The organism is Thioalkalivibrio sp. ALMg3, from assembly GCF_000381225.1.
Taxonomy (GTDB): Bacteria; Pseudomonadota; Gammaproteobacteria; order Ectothiorhodospirales; family Ectothiorhodospiraceae; genus Thioalkalivibrio; species Thioalkalivibrio versutus.
On the sequence record NZ_KB906222.1, the window covers coordinates 144,674 to 169,016 of the forward strand.

General features: G+C 67.0%; 23 protein-coding genes and 1 riboswitch. Of the genes, 4 read left to right on the forward strand and 19 right to left on the reverse strand.

Annotated features, from left to right (window positions below):
- Positions 1–10: 10 nt before the first annotated feature.
- From trpC to purE, 13 genes are all read right to left on the reverse strand, one after another.
- On the reverse strand, positions 11–823 hold the full coding sequence (gene trpC, locus F622_RS0106220; RefSeq protein ID WP_018145158.1) for an indole-3-glycerol phosphate synthase TrpC: 813 nt from the start codon (positions 821–823) through the stop codon (positions 11–13).
- Positions 820–1,854 (reverse strand): anthranilate phosphoribosyltransferase, encoded by a 1,035-nt coding sequence (trpD, locus tag F622_RS0106225; protein WP_018168961.1) that lies wholly within the window; start codon positions 1,852–1,854, stop codon positions 820–822. The genes trpC and trpD overlap by 4 nt, the downstream gene beginning before the upstream one ends.
- Positions 1,855–1,883: 29 nt before the next feature.
- Positions 1,884–3,113, reverse strand: coding sequence for a multidrug effflux MFS transporter (locus F622_RS0106230; RefSeq protein WP_019571528.1), 1,230 nt, complete (start codon positions 3,111–3,113; stop codon positions 1,884–1,886).
- 166 nt (positions 3,114–3,279) lie between these two features.
- Positions 3,280–3,873, reverse strand: coding sequence for an aminodeoxychorismate/anthranilate synthase component II (locus tag F622_RS0106235; protein WP_019571529.1), 594 nt, complete (start codon positions 3,871–3,873; stop codon positions 3,280–3,282).
- 139 nt (positions 3,874–4,012) lie between these two features.
- A complete protein-coding gene (locus F622_RS0106240; protein ID WP_018952355.1) occupies positions 4,013–4,819 on the reverse strand; it encodes a triacylglycerol lipase in 807 nt (268 codons plus the stop codon).
- 9 nt (positions 4,820–4,828) lie between these two features.
- A complete protein-coding gene (trpE, locus tag F622_RS0106245; RefSeq protein WP_019571530.1) occupies positions 4,829–6,316 on the reverse strand; it encodes an anthranilate synthase component I in 1,488 nt (495 codons plus the stop codon).
- 94 nt (positions 6,317–6,410) lie between these two features.
- Entirely contained in the window at positions 6,411–7,094 is a 684-nt protein-coding gene (locus F622_RS0106250) for a phosphoglycolate phosphatase (RefSeq protein ID WP_019571531.1), read from the reverse strand.
- 23 nt (positions 7,095–7,117) lie between these two features.
- The gene (rpe, locus tag F622_RS0106255; RefSeq protein ID WP_019568870.1) at positions 7,118–7,807 is read right to left on the reverse strand and encodes a ribulose-phosphate 3-epimerase; all 690 of its coding nucleotides are present in this window, start codon (positions 7,805–7,807) and stop codon (positions 7,118–7,120) included.
- 193 nt (positions 7,808–8,000) lie between these two features.
- Positions 8,001–8,324: a c-type cytochrome gene (locus tag F622_RS0106260; protein ID WP_019571532.1), complete on the reverse strand. Its 324-nt coding sequence runs from the start codon at positions 8,322–8,324 to the stop codon at positions 8,001–8,003.
- Between the two features lie 145 nt (positions 8,325–8,469).
- The gene (locus tag F622_RS0106265; RefSeq protein WP_019571533.1) at positions 8,470–9,135 is read right to left on the reverse strand and encodes an energy-coupling factor ABC transporter permease; all 666 of its coding nucleotides are present in this window, start codon (positions 9,133–9,135) and stop codon (positions 8,470–8,472) included.
- Between the two features lie 2 nt (positions 9,136–9,137).
- A complete protein-coding gene (locus tag F622_RS0106270; RefSeq protein ID WP_018168954.1) occupies positions 9,138–9,755 on the reverse strand; it encodes a class I SAM-dependent methyltransferase in 618 nt (205 codons plus the stop codon).
- A complete protein-coding gene (locus F622_RS0106275) occupies positions 9,752–10,933 on the reverse strand; it encodes a 5-(carboxyamino)imidazole ribonucleotide synthase (RefSeq protein WP_018168953.1) in 1,182 nt (393 codons plus the stop codon). The genes F622_RS0106270 and F622_RS0106275 overlap by 4 nt, the downstream gene beginning before the upstream one ends.
- Positions 10,930–11,439 (reverse strand): 5-(carboxyamino)imidazole ribonucleotide mutase, encoded by a 510-nt coding sequence (gene purE / locus F622_RS0106280; RefSeq protein ID WP_018649625.1) that lies wholly within the window; start codon positions 11,437–11,439, stop codon positions 10,930–10,932. The genes F622_RS0106275 and purE overlap by 4 nt, the downstream gene beginning before the upstream one ends.
- Positions 11,440–11,730: 291 nt before the next feature.
- Between purE and F622_RS0106285 the strand changes: the two genes are divergently transcribed.
- Complete coding sequence (locus F622_RS0106285; protein ID WP_018168951.1) at positions 11,731–12,627, forward strand: phosphoribosylaminoimidazolesuccinocarboxamide synthase; 897 nt, start codon at positions 11,731–11,733, stop codon at positions 12,625–12,627.
- Positions 12,624–13,343, forward strand: coding sequence for a dethiobiotin synthase (gene bioD, locus F622_RS0106290; protein WP_018168950.1), 720 nt, complete (start codon positions 12,624–12,626; stop codon positions 13,341–13,343). The genes F622_RS0106285 and bioD overlap by 4 nt, the downstream gene beginning before the upstream one ends.
- Here bioD and F622_RS0106295 read toward each other — a convergent pair.
- The 6 genes from F622_RS0106295 to tkt form a co-directional block, all read right to left on the reverse strand.
- On the reverse strand, positions 13,283–14,062 hold the full coding sequence (locus F622_RS0106295) for a lipid-binding SYLF domain-containing protein (protein WP_018168949.1): 780 nt from the start codon (positions 14,060–14,062) through the stop codon (positions 13,283–13,285). The two genes, bioD and F622_RS0106295, sit on opposite strands and share 61 nt — an antisense overlap.
- Before the next feature lie 131 nt (positions 14,063–14,193).
- Positions 14,194–15,258 carry a class II fructose-bisphosphate aldolase gene (fba, locus tag F622_RS0106300; protein WP_018145142.1) on the reverse strand — a complete coding sequence of 355 codons (1,065 nt, stop codon included), beginning with the start codon at positions 15,256–15,258 and terminating at the stop codon, positions 14,194–14,196.
- A gap of 79 nt (positions 15,259–15,337) precedes the next feature.
- On the reverse strand, positions 15,338–16,768 hold the full coding sequence (pyk, locus tag F622_RS0106305; RefSeq protein ID WP_019571534.1) for a pyruvate kinase: 1,431 nt from the start codon (positions 16,766–16,768) through the stop codon (positions 15,338–15,340).
- Between the two features lie 37 nt (positions 16,769–16,805).
- Positions 16,806–17,984 carry a phosphoglycerate kinase gene (locus tag F622_RS0106310; RefSeq protein ID WP_018951005.1) on the reverse strand — a complete coding sequence of 393 codons (1,179 nt, stop codon included), beginning with the start codon at positions 17,982–17,984 and terminating at the stop codon, positions 16,806–16,808.
- A 129-nt stretch (positions 17,985–18,113) separates the two neighbouring features.
- Positions 18,114–19,112: a type I glyceraldehyde-3-phosphate dehydrogenase gene (gene gap, locus F622_RS0106315; protein WP_018145139.1), complete on the reverse strand. Its 999-nt coding sequence runs from the start codon at positions 19,110–19,112 to the stop codon at positions 18,114–18,116.
- A gap of 41 nt (positions 19,113–19,153) precedes the next feature.
- Positions 19,154–21,154 carry a transketolase gene (gene tkt, locus F622_RS0106320; protein ID WP_026331546.1) on the reverse strand — a complete coding sequence of 667 codons (2,001 nt, stop codon included), beginning with the start codon at positions 21,152–21,154 and terminating at the stop codon, positions 19,154–19,156.
- Positions 21,155–21,560: 406 nt separating this feature from the next.
- On the opposite strand from tkt, the gene metK reads away from it, so the two are divergent.
- Together metK and ahcY are read left to right on the forward strand one after the other, a co-directional pair.
- A complete protein-coding gene (gene metK, locus F622_RS0106325) occupies positions 21,561–22,733 on the forward strand; it encodes a methionine adenosyltransferase (RefSeq protein ID WP_019571536.1) in 1,173 nt (390 codons plus the stop codon).
- A 32-nt stretch (positions 22,734–22,765) separates the two neighbouring features.
- Positions 22,766–22,846, forward strand: a riboswitch (S-adenosyl-L-homocysteine riboswitch).
- A 19-nt stretch (positions 22,847–22,865) separates the two neighbouring features.
- On the forward strand, positions 22,866–24,278 hold the full coding sequence (gene ahcY / locus F622_RS0106330; protein ID WP_018937383.1) for an adenosylhomocysteinase: 1,413 nt from the start codon (positions 22,866–22,868) through the stop codon (positions 24,276–24,278).
- The last annotated feature ends 65 nt before the right edge of the window (positions 24,279–24,343 follow it).

Below are 24,343 nucleotides of genomic sequence, written 5' to 3' on the forward strand. Positions count from 1 at the left end.
CGCGGGGCCGTTATTCGCCGCGGAACAGCCGGCCCAGGGCCGCGCCCGGGTCCTCGGTGCGCATGAAGGCCTCTCCCACCAGAAAGGCATTCACCCCGGCCGCCTGCATGCGCGCGACATCCTCGCGCGTGTGGATGCCGCTTTCGGTCACCAGCAGGGCCTCCTCCGGCACCTGATCCTTCAACTCCAGCGTCGTCTCCAGCCGCGTCTCGAAGCTGTGCAGGTCGCGGTTGTTGATGCCGATCAGGTCGGCCCCGATGCGCTTGGCCCGCTCCAGCTCCTCGGCGTCATGTACCTCCACCAGGGCATCCATGCCCAGCTCGCGGGTCAGGAAGAAGAGCTCGTGCAGCGCCGTGTCATCCAGCGCCGCCGCGATCAGCAGCACGCAATCCGCACCCAGCACCCGCGCCTCGTAGACCTGGTAGAGATCAATCACGAAATCCTTGCGCAGGATCGGGATCGTGCAGGCCACACGCGCGTCGCGCAGGTCGCCGTCGCGTCCCTTGAAGAAGTCCACGTCGGTCAGCACCGACAGACAGGTCGCACCATGCTCCTCGTAGCTGCGCGCAAACGCCTCGGGGTTGAAGTTCGGGCTGATCTGGCCCTGGCTCGGGCTGGCCTTCTTGATCTCCGCGATCACCGCAGGGCGCCCGGCGTCGATATCGCGCTGCAGGGCCGCGCGAAAACCACGCGGCGCCGGGGCGGACCCCATCCAGCCGCGCAACTCGCGCAGTGGCCAGTACACCTCGCGTTCCTTCAGCTCCTCGCGCTTGCGCTCCAGGATGCGCTGCAGGATGTCGGGTACTGCGTTGCCTTCACTCATTGTGCTTCCTTGTTTGCCAGTCTTGCGCTGGTCGCTTGCAGGCGCTCCAGCCGTTCGCGCGCCGCGCCGGAATCGATCGCCCGGGCGGCGGCCTTGATCCCCGCTGGGAGTGTGTCCGCCCCGCCACCGGCGTAGATCGCCGCCCCGGCATTCAGCAGCACGATGTCGCGTGCCGCACCCGCCTGTCCGTCCAGCACGCCGCGCAGCATGCTGGCCGAGGCCTCCACGCTGTCGACCCGCACCGCATCCAGCGCCGTGGTGGTCAGCCCGAAATCCTCCGGACGGATGGTGTATTCGCGGATCTCGCCATCCTGCAGCTCCGCCACCCGGGTCGGCGAGGCGATGCTGATCTCGTCCAGACCATCCTCGGCATGCACCACCAGGACGTGCTCGCTACCGAGCCCCTTCAGGGCCTCGGCCAGCGGGCGCACCCAATCCTGGGAAAACACGCCGAGCACCTGATTCGGCGCCCCGGCGGGGTTGGTCAGCGGCCCCAGCACATTGAACAGCGTACGCACGCCAAGTTCCTTGCGCGGACCGATCGCGTGCTTCATCGCGCCGTGGTGGGCGGGAGCGAACAGGAAGCCAACACCGACCTCGTCGATGCAGGTCCCCACCGCTGCCGGCGACAGGCCTAGCGAGATCCCCAGCGATTCCAGCACGTCGGCACTGCCGGATTTCGACGACACCGAGCGATTGCCGTGCTTGGCGACCCGCACGCCGCCCGCCGCCGCCACCAGCGCCGCGGCGGTGGAGATATTGAAGGTGCCCGAGGCATCGCCGCCGGTTCCGCAGGTATCCACCAGCCCGGTACGCGGCACATCCACGCGCGTGGCCAGCGAGCGCATCACGCCGGCAGCCGCGCGGATCTCCTCGATGGTCTCGCCCTTCATGCGCAGGGCCACCAGGAACGCGCCGATCTGGGCATCCGTGGCCTCGCCGGTCATCACCGCCTGCATCACGGCGGTCATGGTCGCCTCGTCCAAGTCGCGGCGCTCGATGAGGGCCGCTATCGCTTGCTGCACGGTCACGGGCTTGCTCCTGCGGAAATTCGAAGCGGCTAGTGTAACGTCCGCGCGGTGCCCGCACGACCACCGCCCGGCGCGACCAGCCAGGCGACCAGTGCCAGGGCCCAGATCAGCAGCGCGGCGAGGACCAGGTGGCCCATGGCCTCGTCCAGCCAGTCGACCAGGAACAGCGCCAGCAACGCACTGAAGCCCAGTTGCACGAAGGCCTGCATGGCCGCGGCCATGCCGCGCGCGCCCGGGTAACAGTCCAGCGCCAGCAGGGTCAGCGACGGCATCGCCGTGGCCAGGGCGAAGCTGTATAGCGCGAACGGCCCGGTGATCGCAGCCACCGGGCCGTCGGCCAGCACCGCCAGGCCCACCAGCGCCAGCGACAGCCCGGACAGCCCGAGCCCGATCGCCACGGCCCGCCGCGGGCTCACCGCCCCGGCCACGCGCCCGGCGACGAAGCCGCCCACCACCAGCCCGGCGACCAGCGGCCCGAACAACCACCAGAAGTCCTGTTCCCCGCCTTGCAGGTGCTCGTAGATGATGGTCGGGGACGCGGCAATGAACAGGAACATCGCCCCGAACATCCCCGCATGGACCGCGACCGGGAACAGGAACGCCGGGTTGTGCAGCGTGCCCAGGTAGCCCCGGATGACCGGACGCGGGTGACTGGAGACGCGGCCGACCGGCGGCAGGGTCTCCGGCATCCAGGCGCGCACCGCCAACAGCAGGAAGACGCCGTAGAGTGTCAGGAAGGCGAACACCGAACGCCAGCCAAACGCCGCCTGCAACCAGCCGCCGATGATCGGCGCGGCGGCCGGCCCGATCGCGAACATCATGGTGACCAGCGCGAACACCCGCCGCGCGTCGGTGGGATCAAAGCGATCGCGGATCAGCGCTCGCCCGACCACCACCCCGGCCGCCGCCGCCAGCCCCTGTCCCATGCGCAACGCCAGCACCTGCCAGTACTCCATCGCGAACACCAGCAGCACCGAGGTCAGCACGTAGGCCAGCAGGGCCCACAACACCACCGGGCGCCGGCCATAGGCATCCGACAGCGGGCCGGCAATCAGGGTGGCAACGGCGAACGCGACCAGATAGGCGGACAGCGTCGCCTGCATCGCCACACCATCGACGGCCAGGGCCTCGGCCATCGCCGGAAACGAGGGCAGATAGGTATCCAGCGAGAACGGCGCCAGCATGGACAGCGGCGCTACCAGCAGGGCGAAGCGCAGCCGCGTGCGGCGTTCCGTGGCGGCGCCCCTCAAGCGAGGCATGCGCGCCGGAATCGAGAGTGAACACCGGTCGGGCACGACCCGCGAGAGGCCGCCGCGCGAGCGGTGCGAGCCGCAATACCGCCAGCAGGCGCGGCCAGGCGAACCCCACCTGCCGTCCAGAACAAGCAGTAAGGGCCGCGTGAAAAGGTGTCTATTGACCTGCGCTTCACGCCGGCTGGGGCAGGCGACTCAGGAAGTTGCCGAGCAGTTCGTGCCCCTGGCGGGTCAGGATGGATTCCGGGTGAAACTGCACGCCCTCGACATCCAGCTCGCGATGACGCAGGCCCATGATCTCGTCGCGCGAGCCGTCTTCGCGCTGGGTCCAGGCGGTGACCTCCAGACATTCCGGGAGGCTTGCGGCCTCGACCACCAGCGAGTGATAGCGCGTGGCCTCCAGCGGATTCTCCAGCCCGGCGAACACCCCGGCCCCGGTGTGATGCACCGGCGAGGTCTTGCCGTGCATGATCTCGCGCGCCCGCACCACGCGGCCACCGAAGACCTGGCCGATCGCCTGGTGCCCGAGGCAGACCCCGAGGATCGGGATCTCGCCGGCAAAACGCCGGATCACCTCCAGCGACACCCCCGCCTCGTTCGGCGTACAGGGGCCGGGGGAGATCACGATACCGGTGGGGTCGAGCTCCGCAATCTGTTCCGGGGTGATGCAGTCATTGCGGTGCACCACCACCTCCGCCCCCAGCTCGCCCAGGTACTGGACCAGGTTGAAGGTGAACGAGTCGTAGTTGTCGAGCATCAGGATCATGGCGAACGTCCCTGGAGGCCGAAAGAAACGGGCAGACGAATGAAACCGAGGTCATGCGCACCCAGGCAGGAACCAAGCATACCCCGGGTCCCGAGTGGTTGCGCCGCAACCGCAATCGCGCTGGCGAAACCGTGCGCCCTCATCGGGGCAGCAACAGCGCCACCAGCAGGGTACCGTCGGCGGCCTCCAACCGGTGCCCGCCAGGGCTGGGCAGGGTATGCGCCCGTCCGCGCAAGGCCGGGAGACGGTTCATGTCCTGACTGGCGGCATCCACCCACGGATCCGCCAGCCGCACCACCGATACATAGCGGATGGGCGGATGCTCCCGCGTGTTCAGCCACTCCAGGTGCGTCGCATCCGGCGAGCCGCCCTCCGGCCCCCACAGCCCCTCGCGCCGGTGCAGCCCCTGCATTCCGGCGAACGGGGCGTACAGCCCCAGTGGGGAATCGGCCAGCGCATCCGTCACCGAACGCGCCAGCGCAGACCAGCCGCCCCCCGCATGCGGCGCGGAGAAGGTCACCAGGGTGGAGATGGCCGGGTGCGGCTGACGCACCAGCAGCTCGCGCGCCACGACCCCGCCGGTGGAATGCCCGACCAGCACCAGCTCGCGGCCGGGGTGGCGCCGGGTCAGACCATCGACCACCTGGCCGAGCGCCCGCGCCCGTTCCGGTGGAGCCACAGCGGTCGGCAGATCCACGGTATAGAACTGGCGTGCGGCGGGGTCGGGGGCTCGCTCGAAGTGCGCAGCGCCCACGTTTGCACGGGCACGCCCGCCATCAGCATAGCCGGCGGCGTTCAGGGCCGCGGTGAACCCGGCCTGGCGAAAACCGTCACCGCGATCCCAGCCCCCGGGTACCAGCACCACGATCTGCGCCGCCGCCAGCCCCGGCAACAGCCAGAGCCCGAGCACCACCAGCAACAGGATGCGAAGGCCACCGCACCGCATGACCGGCCCTCAGTCGCGGTGGCGCCGGGGCCCCAGACCGCCCAGGGCAGTCTCGGCCGCACGCACCACCGCGCGCCCCTTGTTCAGGGTCTCCTGCCACTCGTTTTCCGGCACCGAGTCGTGGACTACACCGGCCCCGGCCTGGATGTGCAACTCGCCGTCGTGCAGCACGGCGGTGCGGATCGCGATCGCGGTGTCCATATTGCCCGACCACGAGAGGTACCCCACCGCACCGGAGTAGGGCCCGCGCTTGACCGGTTCCAGCTCGTCGATAATCTCCAACGCGCGGATCTTCGGTGCCCCCGAGACGGTCCCGGCCGGGAAGGTCGCGCGCAGGACATCCATCGGCGAGTGGCCCGGGGCCAGCCGCCCCTCCACGTTGGAGACGATGTGCATCACATGCGAGTAGCGCTCGATACTCATGGTGTCAGTCACCTCCACCGAGCCGATCTCGCAGACCCGGCCGACGTCGTTGCGCCCCAGATCGATCAGCATCAGGTGCTCGGCACGCTCCTTTGGATCCGCCAGCAGTTCGGCCTCCAGCGCGCGATCTTCCGCCTCGGTACGCCCACGCGGGCGGGTGCCGGCGATCGGACGCACCGTCACGCAGTCGTCCTCCAGGCGCACCAGGATCTCCGGCGACGCACCGACCACGTGGTGATCGTCCAGGTCGAGGTAGTACATGTAGGGCGACGGGTTGAGCGCCCGCAGGGCACGGTAGAGGTTCAGCGGCGGTGCGGAGAACGGCACGCTCATGCGCTGTGCCAGCACTACCTGCATCACGTCGCCGTCCATGATGTATTCCTGCGCCCGCTTGACGGCGGCCTGATAGCCCTCGGCCGACCAGCCGGACACATACTCCGGCACCGCGTGTGGATGCGGCGGATCCTCCGGCGGTACCAGCGGCTCGCCCAGGCGGGTCTCCAGCTCGTCCAGGCGGGCGGCGGCCACGGCCTGGCCACCGGCCTGGGTCGTATCCGCGTGTACCACCAGATACAGCCGCCCGGAGAGGTTGTCGTAGACCACGACCTCCTCGGAGACCATCAGCAGGATATCCGGCAACCCCAGGGCATCCGGCTTCTCCGGCCCCTCCAGGCGCGGCTCGATCAGGCGCACGGTCTCGAACCCGAAATAGCCGACCAGGCCACCGGTGAAACGTGGAAGCCCCGGCAGCTCCGCGGCCTTGAAGCGCGCCTGATAGGCCTCGATCCAGGCCAGCGGGTCCGTCTCGGTGGTCTGCTCCACCACCGCACCGTCGGTCTCCACGGTGATGTCGTGGCCATGCACGCGCACCAGGGTGCGCGCCGGCAGGCCGATGAAGGAATACCGCCCCCAGCGCTCCCCGCCCTGCACGGACTCGAACAGGTAGGAATACGGCCGGTTGGCCAGCTTGAGGAAGATGGACAGCGGGGTCTCGAGATCCGCCAGGACCTCGCGCACCAGCGGGATGCGGTTATAGCCCTCGCGGGCCAGCTGATCGAACTGTTCGGGGGTCATCACAACGGTTCCTGACAAGGGGGATGGATGGCGTGGCGGTTCATTCGCCGTCTCGCCATCGCCCCATTGTCCGGTCCGTTGCCGACATCACGGATCACGCCGCCCGGGCGGGCAGCAGGTCCGGCAACTCGTCCAGCCGATCGAGCACCGCGTCCGGGTGCTCGTCGCGGATATCCTTGCCGTGGTTGTAGCCGTAGGTCATGCAGACGATCTGGAAGCCAGCGGCGCGGGCGGCCTTCACGTCGCTCTTGGAGTCCCCGACCATCAAAGCCTCGGACGGGTCCACGCCGAGCTTGTCGGCCGCGTGCAGCAGCGGGGCCGGATCCGGCTTCTTCTGCGGCAGGGCATCGCCGGCGACCACGATCTCGAAGTCGTCGAGGATGCCCTTCTCGCGCAGCAGCGGCACGGTGAAGCGCTCGGCCTTGTTGGTCACGCAGCCCAGGCGGTAGCCCGCGGCCTTGAGCTGGTCCAGCCCCTCGCGCACGCCCGGGTAAAGCGGCGAACGCCCGGCGGTGTTCTCCTGGTAGATACGCATGAACACGGGCAGCGCACGTGCGAACTGCTCCGCGTCCGGCTCGCCGTCGAGGTCGTTGACCAGCGCACGCTTAACCAGCCGTTCCACGCCGTTGCCGACCCAGTTGCGCACGGCCGGCTCGCCGCGTTCGGGCAGGCCCAGCTCGCGCATCATCGCATCCACGCTAAAGGCCAGGTCCGGCACGCTGTCAATCAGCGTGCCGTCCAGGTCGATCAGGATCATGCGGGGGCGTTTCAGGGACATCCCGGTCTCCGGTAACCGTCGATTCAGGCCTTGGCCAGCTCGTCGCGCATCTGCTGGATGATGCTGTCGTAGCGGTTCGGGTCGGTGTCGCTGCCGGCGCCGAAGATCGCGGACCCGGCCACAAAGGTATCGGCACCGGCGGCCTTGATCTCGCGGATATTGTCGGCCTTCACGCCACCGTCGATCTCGAGGCGGATATCACGCCCGGAGTCGTCGATCATCTTGCGCGCAGCGCGCAGCTTGTCCAGCGTATTCGGGATGAACTTCTGGCCACCAAAGCCCGGGTTCACCGACATCAGCAGGATCATGTCGACCTTGTCCATCACGTACTCGAGATAGGACAGCGGGGTTGCCGGATTGAACACCAGCCCGGCTTTGCAGCCCTCGGCCTGGATCAGCTGCAGGGTGCGATCGATGTGGTCCGACGCCTCCGGATGGAAAGTGATGTAGCTGGCACCGGCCTGGGCGAAGTCCGGGATAATGCGATCCACCGGCTTGACCATCAGGTGCACGTCGATCGGCGCGGTCACGCCGTGCTTGCGCAGGGCATCGCAGACCAGCGGGCCGATCGTCAGGTTCGGCACGTAGTGGTTGTCCATCACGTCGAAGTGCACGGTATCGGCACCGGCCGCCAGGACGTTGTCGACTTCCTCGCCCAGGCGGGCGAAGTCGGCGGAGAGGATGGACGGAGCGATGAAATCGGGTTGTGCCATGGAAAGCCTCGCAGGGATCGCTGGTGAAGCAGGGCCGACCGTCGACCGTGCTCTCGGAATCGCCGAACTTTACCGGATGCCGGGATGCCAGGCAAAAGCCAGTGGTCGCAGCGGGCGGCACTCCAACGCAAACGGGCCGGGGAAACCCCCGGCCCGTTTGCTGCCTTCGCTTGCCTCTACCAAGGCGCCCGGATCAGTTGAACTCGGTCGCGATGTAGCTGGACAGGTTGGCGATGTCGTCGTCGCTCAGGCCCTGGGCCTGCGGACGCATCAGCGCGGTATGATCACCGACCTCCTCGCCGGCGCGATAGCGCTCCAGCAGGCTGGCCACGGTTTCCGCGTCCTGGCCGACCAGCGCCGGGAAGATCGCCTGCCCCTTGCCCTCGGCGCCGTGACAGCTGGCACAGGTGTTCTGGTACTTGGACTGGCCGGCCTGGATATCGGCGGCCTGGGCCGCGGTGGACAGCATCAGAACGCTCCCGGCAATACCGGCCAGCACGAACAGCTTGGTTTTCATTGTTGTGGTCTCCTCGTTCAAGTTCCTGGACGGGGTCCTCGCCCCGTCTTGATGCGAACGTTAGCAGGGCTTTCCTGAATGGTGCATTAACATATAACGCAACAAGGAAATGCCCGCAGGGCGCCGCATGTCGCCGATCGCGACATCAGCGTCCGTGGATGTAGCGCTCGTCCGACCAGGTCGCCAGCCATTCGGGACGCACCATCACCAGCCCGGTAACCACGATGCCGTTGATCACCGCCTCGGGCAGCACCAGCAGGGCCAGGTAGCGCAGGTAGTCGCGATAGATATCCGCCCAGGCGAGCTCGGTGAACAGGCCGTAGGTCGCCGCCGAGGCCAACACGGTGGCCACCACCGACAGCGCCCCGCCGAGGAAGCCGACGGCATAGAGGTAGATGAACATGTGCGCGGGCAGGCGCGCCTCGGACAGCCGCAACAGCCCCCAGGTGACCGCGACCGGAAGGATGCCCGCCAGCAGCACCGTCAACGGGAAGGCGGCCAGCGGGAGCACGCCGAACAGGGCCAGGATCGCCACTACCAGGAAGACCATCAGGATCGCCAGCTGCCAGCCGAACATCAGGGTCACGGTGGTCATGCCGAGGAAGTGCAGGGCCAGTCCATCCAGGGTCTGCGCCCGCAGGCTCCAGATCAGCAGCAGGCACAGCGTGGCGATCACGAACAGCTGGGCGCGGCCGGGCACGAAGAAGGTCTCCCAGGGCATGCGCCGCAGCATCACCAGCATGCCGCCACCCAGCAGCACGGCGGACAGCACCCGGAGCGCAACCGGCAGTTCGCCCGCCCCCTCGACCATGCTCAGTCGGGCTCGCGCACCGCGGCCGCGACAGTGTACTCGCGGCCCTGCTTGACCTTGTCGTAGTTGCCGAACACTTCCTTGAACCCCTTCTCGATGAACCGCCGCAACCCGGTAATGGTTACGACATAGATGCGTCCACCCGGGTTCATCTGCTCGTGGGCGTCCAGCAGGTAGGTGTAGAGCATCTCGCGCCCCACCTTGGCCGGCAGGTTCGAGGTGACCAGATCGAAACGCCGGTCACGGATCTGCGCGAAGCCGTTACTGGTCACGCAGTCCACATTGGTGATGCCGTTCAGCTCGGCGTTACGCCGGCTGTACTCCACCGCCAGGAAGTTGGTGTCCACCAGCGTGCAGTGTCCCTGCGGCGCCTTGCGCGCCAGCGTCAGGCCGATCGGGCCATAGCCACAGCCCAGATCCAGGCAGGCATCGGTTGGCTCCACCTCGATGCGCTCCAGCAACATCCGCGTGCCATCGTCGATGCGGCGCGGCGAGAACAGACCCCAGGTCGTGCGGAACCGCAGGTGTTCTCCGGCCAGCGTGTCCTCGAACTCCAGGTCGCGCTTCAGCTCCGCCTGACGGGTACGCCGCGCCTGGATCGTGGGGAAGCCCTCCTTCATGCCACCCCTCCGTCCGCAGTCCGCTCCACAGCCTCGGCCAGACCCTGCCACAGGGCCTCGGCGGTGGAGGCCGCGGCGCCGGCGTCGTCCTCGCCCGGCAGACCGAGCACGTTGACGTGCCCCATCTTGCGGCCGGACCGGGCCTCGGCCTTGCCATACAGATGCAGCCGCGCGCGGCCGGCAGCCAGCACGCCCTGCCAGTCGGGTTCCGCTGCGGCGGGCCACAGGTCACCCAGCAGGTTGACCATCGCCACCGGCGTGGTCAGCAAGGCCGGGGCCAGCCCCAGCCCGCAGACTGCGCGCACCTGTTGTTCGAACTGGCTGATGGTGCAGGCATCCTGGGTGTAGTGCCCGGAGTTATGCGGACGCGGCGCGATCTCGTTGACCAGCAATTCACCCTCCACCGTGAGGAAGAACTCCACCGCCAGCAACCCCTGGTAGTCGAGCTGCTCGGCAATGTGCCGCGCGATCGCCGTGGCGCGTTCGCGCGGCTCGTCGCCGACTCGGGCCGGCACCCGCGTCAGGTGCAGGATGCCCTCGTGATGGGTGTTTTCCGCCACCGGAAAGGCCTCGTTCGCGCCGTCCGCGGTTCGCGCCACCAGCACCGAGAGCTCGCGCTCCAGCTCGACCTGGGCCTCCAGCACGCAGTCCACCAGCCCCAGCTCGGCATGCGCCGCGGGCAACTCGCCGGCCTGCGCCAGCCGGACCTGGCCCTTGCCGTCATAACCCAGGCGCGCGGTCTTCAGGATCGCGGGGAACGTCGGCCCCCCCGCGTCCGCTCGCACTTCGGGCGTCTGGCCGGCCAGGACCGCCTGCCAGGGGGCTACCGCCACATCGATCTCGCCGAGGAAGGCCTTCTCCTCCAGGCGATCCTGGGCAATGCTCAGGGCGCGCGGCCCCGGGCGCAGACAGGCGCGGGCATCCAGCCACTCCACGGCCGGGCGCGGGATGTTCTCGAACTCGGTGGTAATGACCGCGCAGGCCCCGGCCAGGGCCTGCAGCGCATCGGGGTCGTCGAAGGCCTGGCACAGGTGCCGCGCCGCCACTCGCCCGGCCGGGCTCGCCGGGTCCGGGTCCAGGACCCATACGGGATAGCCCATACCCTGTGCGGCCTCCACGAAATAGCGGCCGAGCTGCCCGCCACCGAGCAGCCCGAGGGTCGCAGGGGGCTGGATCATGACGGGTCCGGTGGCAGGGTCTGCCCCAGCACGGCCTGACTCTGGGACTGGCGAAAGGCATCCAGACGCTCACGCAGATCGAGATCGTGGTTCGCCAGCATCGCGGCGGCGAACAAGGCGGCGTTCGCCGCGCCCGCCTCGCCGATCGCGAAGGTCGCCACGGGGATGCCGCGCGGCATCTGCACGATGGACAGCAGCGAGTCCTGCCCCTTCAGGTGGCGCGAGGCGACCGGCACGCCGAGCACCGGAACCGGGGTCTTGGAGGCCAGCATCCCCGGCAGGTGCGCCGCCCCCCCGGCCCCGGCGATGATCGCCTGGAGGCCCCGCTCGCGTGCCTGCTCGGCGTACTCGAAAAGCAGATCCGGTGTTCGGTGAGCCGACACCACCCGGGCCTCGAACGGGATCCCGAGTTCGTCCAGCACATCCACCGCCCGCTCCATGGTCGCCCAGTCGGAGGTGCTCCCCATCACGACGCCCACGCGAGGCGCCGCCGAATTGCCTGCCATCTCAGTCATGGCCCGAACGATAGCGACCCCGGCCCCACCCGACAAGCCATGCGCACCACGAAGCGCTCCCGGACGCGCAGAAAAGCCCGGTCAAGGAGCGATCCACAGGGAGACCCAAAGGCCGGAAGGGCTCACTGGTGAGAGCGAAGCGGGGGGCGTGAATGGCCGGTGGATAAGGCTCGACGCGCCCATGCGCTTGCTGCCGATCGTCGCGTCTCCTTGTGGATCGCTTTTCTTCGTGTCTTCGTCCGCTTCGTGGTGCGCAAGGCCCGCGCCCGGTAGAATCGCGGCATGACTGACACCCTGCTTGAAAGCCAACTCCCCGACCTGGAACTCGTGCATCGCGGCAAGGTACGCGATCTCTATGCGGTGGACGCCGACCACTGGCTGATGGTCACCACCGACCGCCTGTCCGCCTTTGACGTGATCCTGCCCACGGCCGTGCCCGAGAAGGGCCGAGTGCTGACGGAGATCACGCAGTTCTGGATGCACAAGGTGGAGCGCGAGCTGGGCATCCCCAACCAGTTGACCGATATCCCACTGGAACAGGTGATTCCGGACCCGGCCGTTCGCGCCCCGCTGGAAGGACGCAGCCTGGTGATCCGCCGGCTCGAGGCCCTGCCGGTGGAGGCAGTGGTACGCGGCTACCTGATCGGCTCTGGCTGGAAGGACTACCAGGCCAGCGGCGCGGTCTGCGGCATCCCGCTCCCGGCCGGCCTGGAGCTCGCCTCGAAGCTCCCCGAGGCGATCTTCACCCCCAGCACCAAGGCCGACGTCGGCGACCACGACGCCAATATCGACTTTGATGCCGTGGTGGCGACCATCGGCGAGGACCGGGCGCGGCAGGTGCGCGATGCGGCACTCTCGATCTACGCGATGGCCCGCGACTACGCCGCCGAGCGCGGCATCATCATCGCCGACACCAAGTTCGAGTTCGGCGTCGATGCCGCCGGCACCCTGCATCTGATCGACGAGGTCCTGACCCCGGACTCCTCGCGCTTCTGGCCGGCCGACCGCTACGCGCCAGGCACCAGCCCGGAGTCCTTCGACAAGCAATACGTACGCGACTACCTGGAGACCCTGGACTGGGACAAGCAGCCGCCCGGCCCCGAGCTGCCCGCGGAAGTGGTGGAACAGACCGCGGCGCGCTATCGCGAGGCCCTGGAGCGCCTGACCCGCGACGCATGAGCCCGGCACAGACAGGAGCGCCCCCGCAGGGCCTGTTCGTCACCGGCACCGACACCGGCGTCGGCAAGACCTTCGTCAGCTGCGCGCTGCTGGAACTCTGGCGGGATCGTGGGCTGCGGCCGCAACCGCGCAAGCCGGTGGAATCCGGCTGCCCGCCGGGCCCCGATGGGCTGTGGCCCGAGGACGGGATGAACCTGACCCACGCGGCGGGCCTTCCGGACGCCGCCATCGAGCAGGTCACGCCCTGGCGCTTCCCCGATGCCATCGCCCCGGACCAGGCCGCCGCGAACCAGGGCGTGCGCCTGACGATCGCGGAGCTGGCCGCGGCCTGCGCAGCCGACGGCACGGGCCCGCGGCTAGTGGAGGGTGCGGGGGGCTTCTACTCGCCGCTGTGTACCGATGGGCTGAACGCGGACCTCGCCGAGGCCCTCGGGCTGCCGGTCCTGCTAGTGGCGGAGGACCGCCTGGGCACACTGAACACCTGCCTGTTGACCCTGGAGGCCCTGGAACGACGCGGCCTGCAACTGGCCGGGATCGTGCTCAACCGGCGCCGGGAGGATGCCGACCCGCGCCTCGACAATGCGGCCGCGCTGCGTTCACGCACGAGCGCCCCGATCATCGAGTCAGCCGAAGGCATCACCCGCGCGGCGCTGGTTCAGAAGCTCTCCACCTCGAAGTTGTCCGGGCGCACGCCGCCGGAGGACTCGCGCCCCTGACCACGGGACTCGGAGGCCGCAGGGGCTTCCTCTTCGTCAACCCGGAACCCGGCCAGGGTCTCGCGTAGGGCACGGGTCCCTTCACGGTCGACGCGGCGGCTCTCGATGATATGCACCGGGCGCTGGGACTCGCCGTAGTACGCCTCGTTGAAGTCGTCGCGCACGGTCATGCGCGAGCCGGACAAGCTCATGCCCAGGTAGGCACCCCGCGCCCGCGAGTAGGACAGGAAGTCGGCCGTCGGGGTGGCGCTCCGGCCCGCACCCACCGGACCGGCAGCCACCGAGGCATCGCCCCCCAGGCGGATGGCGGACCCGAACATCGAGTCCACCGCATCCTGGGTGCGCGCGACCATCACCACCTCGGCGGCATCACCACCGAACTGCATGCCGAAGCTGACCGAACCGAGGGAGTAGAACGCCACCGGCGAATAATCGCCGCGCTCGTCGTCCCAGGCAAGGAACACGCCGATGCCGCCGGAGCCTCCGATCAGGAAGGCCCCGCGAGCCACGCGCGGGAAGATCACCACGCCGCGGGCGTCGCGCAGGTCCTCTTTAAGGGACTCGTACTCGGGGTGGGTCGCCATGTTCTCCACCGTCGCCTGGGCGCGATCGATGATGTCCTGCGGATCGATCTCGCGGCTGAACGGGTTCGCGTGAGCGCTCCCCACTATGGCGGCAAACACCAGCGTCGTCAGGCAGAAAAGGATCAGTCGTTGCATCGTGGAAACCTCCAGAAAGGCCAAGGGAGACGCGGCCGCGCGAATGCGTCGGCGTCTCCCTAACGAATACATTCATCATGGCACAAAAAAAGGGGGCCGAAGCCCCCTTTTTCGTGCTGCAACCCGCAGGATCAGTTGACCTTGGGATCCAGCTCGCCGGACAGGTAGCGCTTGACCATGTCGTCCAGGGAGATCGGCTTGATCTTGGACGCCATGCCGGCGCAACCGAAGGCCTCGTAACGGGCCTGGCAGAGGTCCTTCATTGCGGCGGTCGAGGCCTTCAGGAACTTGCGCGGATCGAATTCCTTCGGGTTCTCGGCCAGGAACTTGCGCACCGCACCGGTGGAGGCCATGCGCAGGTCGGTATCGATGTTGACCTTGCGCACGCCGTGCTTGATGCCTTCCTGGATCTCTTCGACCGGCACGCCGTAGGTCTCGCCCATATCGCCGCCGTACTTGTTGATGATCTGCAGCCACTCCTGCGGAACGGAGGAGGAGCCGTGCATGACCAGATGGGTATCCGGGATGCGGGCGTGGATCTCCTTCACGCGCTGGATGGCCAGGATGTCACCGGTCGGCGGACGGGTGAACTTGTAGGCGCCGTGGGAGGTACCGATGGCGATCGCCAGGGCATCGCACTTGGTGTTCTTCACGAAGTCGGCGGCTTCGTCCGGGTCGGTCAGCAGCTGGTCGTGGGACAGCTGGCCCTCGGCACCGGAACCGTCTTCCTCGCCGGCCATGCCGGTTTCCAGGGATCCCAGGCAGCCCAGCTCGCCTTCCACGGACACGCCACAGGCGTGGGCGATCTCGGAGACCTTGGCGGTCACGTCACGGTTGTAGTCGTAAGAGGCCGGGGTCTTCATGTCAGGCATCAGGGAGCCGTCCATCATCACCGAGCTGAAGCCGGACTGGATGGAGCGCAGGCAGACTGCCGGCTCGGAGCCGTGATCCTGGTGCAGCACAACCGGGATGTCCGGGTACTGCTCGATGGCGGCGATGATGTTGTGGCGCAGGAAGGGCTCGCCGGCGTACTTGCGGGCACCGGCGGAGGCCTGAATGATCACCGGGGAGTCGACCGCAGCGGCCGCTTCCATGATCGAATGGACCTGTTCCATGTTGTTGGCGTTGTACGCCGGCATGCCATAGCCATGTTCGGCGGCATGGTCCAGAAGCTGGCGAAGTGAGATTAGAGCCATGGATTCCTCCTTACGGGATTCGGACTGAGGTAGTGAAAAAGTCGATTAATCTGGTTGGCGACTGCGGGCGGTGCGCGGTTCAGGCCAGTTCGCCGACGCGCACGATCTTCATGGCGTTGGTGCCGCCATGCTCGCCCTGCAGGTCGCCCTTGGTAATGATGACCAACTCGCCATCCTGCACGACGCCCTCGCCCTTGAGCAAGTTCACCGCCTCACGGTTCACGCTTTCGTGGCTCTCGGGGATCGGCTTCAGAGTCACCGGATAGACGCCGCGATAAAGCGTCATGCGGCGGCTGGTGGATTCGTGCTGGGTGAGCGCGTAGATCGGGATGCCCGAGCTGATGCGCGACATCCACAGCGCCGTGGAACCGGACTCGGTCAGCGCGGCGATCGCGGAGACATCGAGATGGTTGGCGGTGTACATGGTGGCCATCGCGATGGCCTCGTCGACCCGGCCGAAGGTCGAATCCATGCGATGGTCCGACTGGCGTGCGGCGCGCTGGCGCTCGGCAGCCTCGCAGATCCGGTCCATGCTGGTGACCACGCGCGCAGGATAACGCCCGGTCGCGGTCTCGCCGGAGAGCATCACCGCATCCGTGCCGTCCAGCACCGCGTTGGCCACGTCGAACACCTCGGCGCGGGTCGGGATGGGGTTCTGGATCATGGTCTCCATCATCTGGGTCGCGGTGATGACCAGACGATTGAGGCTGCGCGCGCGCGTGATCAGGGTCTTCTGCACCCCCGGGAGCTCGGCGTCACCGATCTCCACACCCAGATCGCCGCGGGCGATCATGATGACCTCCGAGGCGGCGATGATCTCGTCGATCACCTCCAGGGCCTCGGAGCGCTCGATCTTGGCGCAGATCCCGGCCTCCCAGCCGGCATCCTTCAACAGGCCCCGCGCCAGGTGCAGGTCCTGGGCGGAACGCGGGAACGAGACGGCCAGGTAGTCCACCTGCAGCTCGGCCGCCAGGCGGATATCGTCGCGGTCCTTGTCCGTAATCGCAGGAGCGGACAAGCCGCCACCCTGACGATTGATGCCCTTGTTGTTGGACAGCTCGCCGCCGACCTCGACGGTGGTCTCGATCCGGCTGCCATTGACCGCCGTGACCTTGAGCACGATACGGCCGTCATCCAGCAGCAGGATGTCGTCCGTGCGCACGTCGTCCGGGAGGTCCTTGTAGGTCAGGCCGACCTGGGTGGCATCGCCCGCGTCGCGATCCAGCTCGGCATCCAGCGCGAAGGGCGCGCCCTCTTCCAGCTGCACCTTGCCCTGCTGGAAGCGGTCGATGCGGATCTTGGGGCCCTGCAGGTCGCCCAGGACACCGACGCAACGGCCGGCGCGCTCGGAGGCGGCCCGCAGCCGCGCCAGGCGCTGGCGGTGGTCATCCGGATCGCCATGCGAGAAATTCAACCGGACCACATCCACACCGGCCCGGATGATGGCCTCCATGGCCTCGTCGCTGTCCGTTGCCGGCCCCAGCGTGGCTACGATCTTGGTACGTCTCATCCGCGCGTGTCTCCGTCAGCGGGGAAGGACAAGGGCCTCAGCCCTTGGCCCGTTCTTCCAGGATGGCGACGGCCGGCAGGGTCTTGCCCTCGAGGAACTCGAGGAAGGCGCCGCCGCCGGTGGAGATGTAGCTGATGCGATCCGCCAGGTTGTACTTGTCGATCGCGGCCAGGGTGTCGCCACCCCCGGCGATGGAGAACGCATTGCTCTCGGCGATCGCCTCGCCCAGGGCCTTGGTGCCACCGGCGAACTGATCGAACTCGAACACGCCCACCGGGCCGTTCCAGACGATGGTGCCGGCATTGCGCAGAGCCTCGGCATAGGTGGCCGCGGTCTCGGGGCCCACATCGAAGATCATGTCGTCGTCCGCAACGGCGTCCACGGCCTTGGTCTCGGCCGGGGTGGATTCGGAAAACTCCTTGCCCACGGTCACGTCGGTCGGGACCGGGATCTCGCCGCCCTTGGCGCGGGCGGCCTCCATCAGGCGCTTGGACTCTTCGACCAGATCCGCCTCGTACAGCGACTTGCCGACACCATGGCCCTGGGCCGCGATAAAGGTGTTGGCGATGCCGCCACCGACGATCAGCTGATCGACCACCTTGGACAGCGACTCCAGCACGGTCAGCTTGGTCGAGACCTTGGACCCACCGACGATCGCCACCAGCGGGCGCTTCGGGGTCTCCAGGGCCTGCCCCAGGGCCTCCAGCTCCTTGGCCAGCAACGGGCCGGCGCAGGCCTGCGGGGCGAATTTGGCCACGCCATGGGTGGAGGCCTGGGCGCGGTGGGCGGTACCGAAGGCGTCCATCACGAACACGTCGCACAGCGCAGCGTACTTCTTGGCCAGCGCCTCGTCGTCCTTCTTCTCGCCGGCGTTGAAGCGCACGTTCTCGAGCAGGATCACCTCGCCCGGCTTGGCATCCACGCCGTCGAGGTAATCCCGAACCAGGCGCACTTCGCGCCCGAGCAGGCCACCCATATGCTCGGCGACCGGGGCCAGAGAGTCCTCCTCGGAGAACTCGCCCTCGGTCGGGCGGCCCAGATGCGACATCAGCATCACGGCCGCGCCGGCGTCCAGGGCCTTCTGCACGGTCTCGAGGCTCGCGCGGATACGGGCGTCCGAGGTGACCTTGCCGCCCTTCACCGGGACGTTGAGATCCTGACGCACCAGCACACGGCGACCCTGCAGGTCGAGATCGGTCATCTTGATGACAGACATGGGAGTACCTCTCGAAATACGGTTGGAAAGAGAAAAGGCTTCGGGCGAGCCCCCGCAGGGACTGGCCCCAGGCCTCTTGGACCCAGGCAATGCAAATGGCCGGACCCCGAGGGGCCCGGCCATCCGGCCTTACTTGGCGACGTGCTCCACCATGCGCAGCATGTTGCAGGTGTAGCCGTACTCGTTGTCGTACCAGGCGACGACCTTCACGAAGGTCGGGTCCAGCTGGATGCCGGCACCGGCGTCAAACACGGACGGGGCGGTGTAGCCGCGGAAGTCGGTGGAGACCACCAGGTCTTCGGTGTAGCCCAGCACGCCCTTCAGCTCGCCCTCGGAGGCCTTCTTCATGGCCGCGCAGACGTCGTCGTAGTTGGCGTCGCTGTTGAGCTCCACGGTCAGGTCGACCACCGACACGTCGGAGGTCGGCACGCGGAAGGCCATGCCGGTCAGCTTGCCGTTCAGTTCCGGCAGCACCTTGCCCACGGCCTTCGCGGCACCGGTGGAGGACGGGATGATGTTCTCCAGGATGCCGCGACCCCCGCGCCAGTCCTTCATGGACGGGCCATCGACGGTCTTCTGGGTCGCCGTGGCGGCGTGCACGGTGGTCATCAAACCACGCTTGATGCCGAACTTGTCGTTCAGCACCTTGGCCACCGGGGCCAGGGCGTTGGTGGTGCAGGACGCGGCCGAGACCATGGTCTGGCCGGCGTACTCACCATGGTTCACGCCAAAGACGAACATCGGGGTGTCGTCCTTGGACGGCGCGGACATCACGACCTTCTTGGCGCCAGCGTCCAGATGCTTCTGGGCGGTCTCGGCGGTCAGGAACAGACCGGTGGATTCGATCACGATGTCGGCGTCGATATCGCCCCACTTCAGCGCGGCCGGATCCTTTTCGGCGGTCAGGCGGATGCGGTTGCCATTGACCACCAGGTCGTTGCCGTCGACGCTGACGTCGCCTTCGAAGCGGCCATGGACCGAGTCATAACGCAGCATGTAGGCCAGGTATTCCGGGTCCAGCAGGTCGTTGATGCCGACCACCTGGAGGTTCGGGAAATCCTTGGCGATGGCACGGAAAGCCATGCGGCCGATACGACCGAAGCCGTTGATACCAACCTTGATAGACATGAGAGTCTCCTCTTTATTGCTTAAGCGAAATCGATTCGGGCTCAGCCGTTCATCACGTCACGTGCGACCTGGGCGACGTTCTCCGGCTTGAAACCGAAGTAATCGAGCAGGGCACCACCCGGGGCGGATTCGCCGAAGCGATCCAGGCCAAACACCGCGCCGTCGAGGCCGGTGAACTTGTGCCAGGTCGTGGTCGCGCCGGCCTCGATGGCGACACGGGCCCGCACGGCCTTCGGCAGCACGGCTTCGCGGTAGGCCGGATCCTGCTGGTCGAACAGCTCGACACAGGGCATGGAGACCACGCGGACCTTCTTGCCCTCGCCGCTCAGCACGTCGGCGGCCTGCACGGCCAGTTCAATCTCGGAACCGGTGGCGATGAAGATCAGGTCCGGGGTGCCGTCGCAATCCTTCAGCACGTAACCGCCGCGGGCGATGTTGGCGAGCTGCTCGCCGTCACGCTCCATGTGCGGCAGGCCCTGACGCGACAGGATGAACGCGGACGGGCCGTCGGTACGCTCGATGCCGGCCTTCCAGGCGACCGCGGTCTCGACCGCATCGCAGGGGCGCCAGACGTTCAGGTTCGGGATCAGACGCAGGCTCGGGGTCTGCTCGATGGGCTGGTGGGTCGGGCCGTCTTCGCCGAGACCGATGGAATCGTGGGTCAGCACGTACATCACGCGCTGCTTCATCAGCGCGGACATGCGGATGCCGTTACGGGCATAGTCGGAGAAGATCAGGAAGGTACCGCCGTACGGGATGAACCCGCCGTGCAGGGCGATGCCGTTCATGATTGCGGCCATGCCGAACTCGCGCACGCCGTAGAACACGTAGTTGCCGGCGGCGTCGTCACGGGTGACGCCCTTGGACCCGCCATACATGGTCAGGTTGGAGCCGGCCAGGTCGGCGGAGCCGCCCAGCAGTTCCGGAACGGCCGGGGCCATGCCGGCGATCGCGTTCTGCGAGGCCTTGCGCGAGGCGACCTTCTCGGCCTTCTCGATGGTCTGCTTGATATAGGCGTTGGCCTTCTCGCTCCAGTCGGCCGGCAGATCACCGGCAATCCGGCGCTCGAACTCGGCGGCCAGTTTCGGATGGGCGGCCTTGTAAGCGGCGAAGCGTTCCTTCCACTCGGTCTCGGCCTTGGCACCCTTGTCCTTCGCGCTCCAGCCCTCGTAGATGTCGCCCGGGATCTCGAACGGGCCGTGCTCCCAGCCCAGTTCCTTGCGGGTCAGGGCGACCTCGTCGTCGCCCAGGGCGGCGCCGTGGCACTCTTCCTTGCCGCACTTGTTCGGGGAACCGAAGCCGATCACGGTCTTGCAGCAGATCAGGCTCGGCTTGTCGCTGTTCTGGCGCGCCTCTTCGATCGCGGCCTTGACCGCGTTGGCGTCGTGGCCATCCACGCCGCGCACGACGTGCCAGCCATAGGCCTCGAAACGGGCCGGGGTATCGTCGGTGAACCAGCCCTCGACCTCGCCGTCGATGGAAATGCCGTTGTCATCCCAGAACGCGACCAGCTTGCCCAGGCCCAGGGTGCCGGCCAGCGCGCAGGTCTCGTGGGAGATCCCTTCCATCATGCAGCCGTCGCCGAGGAAGGCGTAGGTGTTGTGGTCGACGATGTCGTGACCGGGCTGGTTGAAGTGGGCGGCCATCATCTTCTCGGCCAGCGCCATGCCGACCGCGTTGGAGATGCCCTGGCCGAGCGGACCGGTGGTGGTCTCGACACCGGCGGTGTAGCCGTATTCCGGGTGGCCCGGGGTCTTGGAGTGCAGCTGACGGAACTGCTTGATCTCGTCCATCGGCAGGTCGTAGCCGCTCAGATGCAACAGCGAGTAGACCAGCATGGAGCCGTGACCGTTGGACATCACGAAGCGGTCGCGATCCGGCCAGCTCGGGTTCGCCGGGTTGTGCTGCATGTAGTCGTTCCACAGCACCTCGGCGATGTCCGCCATCCCCATCGGCGCTCCCGGGTGACCGGAATTGGCCTTCTGAACTGCGTCCATCGAAAGGGCGCGGATGGCGTTTGCAAGCTCTCTACGGGTCGGCATGCTGATCTCCTGCTCTAAGTAGTATTGGGTTCGGCTGATGGCGGGCGGCGGCGCGAGGCGCCAGCGGCGGCAGACCCGGACGAGTCGACCGAACGAGGGCTCACCAGTACCGGCCGGCGCGCCAGCGCACGGCGGTGGCCCGAGCAGCCTGCGGGAGCGGGCCCTTACTCGGCCACGCGAACGCGCGGCGGGCAGCACTCCCCATCAAAGGCGGTGCATTTTGGCCACTTTCGGGCACCGGGGCAAGTCGGCCCCAAACCGCGCCACGCTGCGCCCTCGCCGCCGGCCGGGACACCGATGCCCTGACTGTCGCGGGGGAGGGGCTTAGAAAAATCCTGCGAGTCGCGTTACACTAGAGGTCGTTTTGCGCAAAACTAAATCGAAACGACCCCAAAAGGAACGCTTAATGTCCAACGACTATATCTTTACTTCGGAATCTGTCTCTGCCGGTCACCCCGACAAAATGGCCGACCTGGTGTCCGACACCATCGTCGACGCCATCATCGAGCAGGACCCGCATGCACGCATCGCCTGCGAGACCGCCACCAAGACCGGCATGGTCATGCTGCTGGGCGAGATCACCACTGGCGCGCAGATCGACTACGAGCGCCTGGTGCGCGACACCGTCGTCGAGATCGGCTACAACGATTCCGACGTCGGCTTCGACGGCAAGACCTGCGCCGTGCTGAACGTGCTGGGCGAGCAGTCCCAGGACATCGCCATGGGTGTGGACCGCGACGTCTCCGACCGCGCCACCCAGGGCGCTGGCGACCAGGGCCTGATGTTCGGCTACGCCGCCCGCGAGACCGACACCCTGATGCCCGCCCCGATCTTCTACGCCCACAAGATGGTGCGCATCCAGTCCGAACTGATGAAAAGCGGCAAGCTGCCGTGGCTGCGTCCGGACGCCAAGAGCCAGGTCTCCCTGCGCTATGAAGATGGCAAGCCGGCCGGCCTGGACGCCGTGGTCCTGTCGACCCAGCACAGCCCGGACATCTCGCAGAAGGATCTGAAGGAAGCGATCTACGAAGAGATCTTCAAGAAGGTCCTGCCGGCTGAATGGCTGAGCCAGGTCGCCGACGACAAGCTCCACATCAACCCGACCGGCAAGTTCGAGATTGGCGGCCCGGTGGGCGACGCTGGCCTGACCGGCCGCAAGATCATCGTCGACACCTACGGCGGCATGGCCCGTCACGGTGGTGGCGCGTTCTCCGGCAAGGACCCGTCCAAGGTGGACCGTTCCGCAGCCTACGCCGGTCGCTATGTGGCCAAGAACATCGTTGCCGCCGGCCTGGCCGAGAAGTGCGAGATCCAGGTCTCCTACGCCATCGGCGTGGCCGAGCCGACCTCGATCACGATCGACACCTTCGGCACCGGCAAGCTGGACGATCGCAAGATCGAAGGCTTTGTGCGCGAAGTGTTTGATCTGCGCCCGTGGGGCCTGATCCAGATGATGGATCTGCTGCGTCCGATCTACAAGGCGACGGCCGCCTACGGTCACTTCGGCCGCGAAGATGTCGACCTCCCCTGGGAGCGTACCGACAAGGCCGAGGAACTTAAGAAGATGGCGGGCCTCTAAGAGCCCCGACATTTCTTGAAAGAAATACCCATCCGGCTGAGGAGCGCTGCAGCGGTTTTACCGTCAGGCTCAGCCGGATGCACCCTGAAACATGAACACGGCGCTCATCCAGATAAACGGAGAAGTTGATCCATGAATGCTGTGATGAACGACAAAAAGACCACCGATTACGTCGTCAAGGACATTAACCTTGCCGAATTCGGCCGCAAGGAAATTGCGATTGCCGAGACCGAAATGCCCGGTCTGGTCCAGACTCGCGAAGAGTACGCGGCCTCCAAGCCGCTGAAGGGCGCCAAGATTGCCGGCTCCCTGCACATGACCATCCAGACCGCGGTGCTGATCCAGACCCTGGAAGCCCTGGGTGCCGACGTGCGCTGGGCCTCCTGCAACATCTACTCCACCCAGGACCACGCCGCGGCCGCGATTGCCGACGCCGGCACCCCGGTCTTCGCCGTGAAGGGCGAGACCCTGGAAGAGTACTGGGACTACTGCCACCGGATCTTCGAATTCGACGGCGGCGCCAACATGATCCTGGACGATGGCGGTGACGCCACGCTGCTCCTGCACATCGGCGCCAAGGCCGAGAAGGACCAGTCGGTCATCTCCAACCCGGAGAACGAAGAAGAAGTCGCCCTGTTTGCCTCGATCAAGGATCGCCTGGCCAAGCAGCCGACCTGGTACTCCGAACAGCTCGCCAAGATCAAGGGCGTGACCGAAGAGACCACCACCGGTGTGCATCGCCTGTACCAGATGGCGAAAGACGGCGAACTGGCCTTCCCGGCGATCAACGTCAATGACTCGGTCACCAAGTCCAAGTTCGACAACCTGTACGGCTGCCGCGAGTCCACCGTGGACTCCATCAAGCGCGCCACCGACGTCATGATCGCCGGCAAGATCGCCGTGGTCTGCGGCTACGGTGACGTCGGCAAGGGTGCCGCCCAGTCGCTGGCCGGCCTCGGTGCCACCGTGTGGATCACCGAAATCGACCCGATCTGCGCCCTGCAGGCCGCGATGGAAGGTTTCCGCGTCGTCACGATGGAAGATGCGGCCGACAAGGCCGAGATCTTTGTCACCGCGACCGGTAACAAGGACGTGATCACCGAAGATCACATGACCCGCATGAAGAACCAGGCCATCGTCTGCAACATCGGTCACTTCGACTCCGAGATCGCCGTGGCCGCGATGCGCAAGTACGAGTGGGAGAACATCAAGCCGCAGGTTGACCACATCATCCTGCCGAATGGCAACCGGATCATCATGCTGGCCGAAGGCCGCCTGGTGAACCTGGGCTGCGGTACCGGCCATCCGAGCTTCGTGATGTCCAACTCCTTCACCAACCAGACCCTGGCTCAGATCGAGCTGTGGACCAAGGGTGACCAGTACGACAAGAACGTCTTCGTGCTGCCGAAGCACCTGGACGAGAAGGTCGCACAGCTGCACCTGTTCAAGCTGGGCGCCAACCTGACCCGTCTTACCGACGATCAGGCGAAGTACCTGGGTATGTCGGCGGATGGCCCGTTCAAGCCGGAACACTACCGCTACTGATCGGCCAGCCTCACATTTCAATTCGTTGGTAATGTGAACGCCGAGGCGGGCCGCATGTTCGTGCG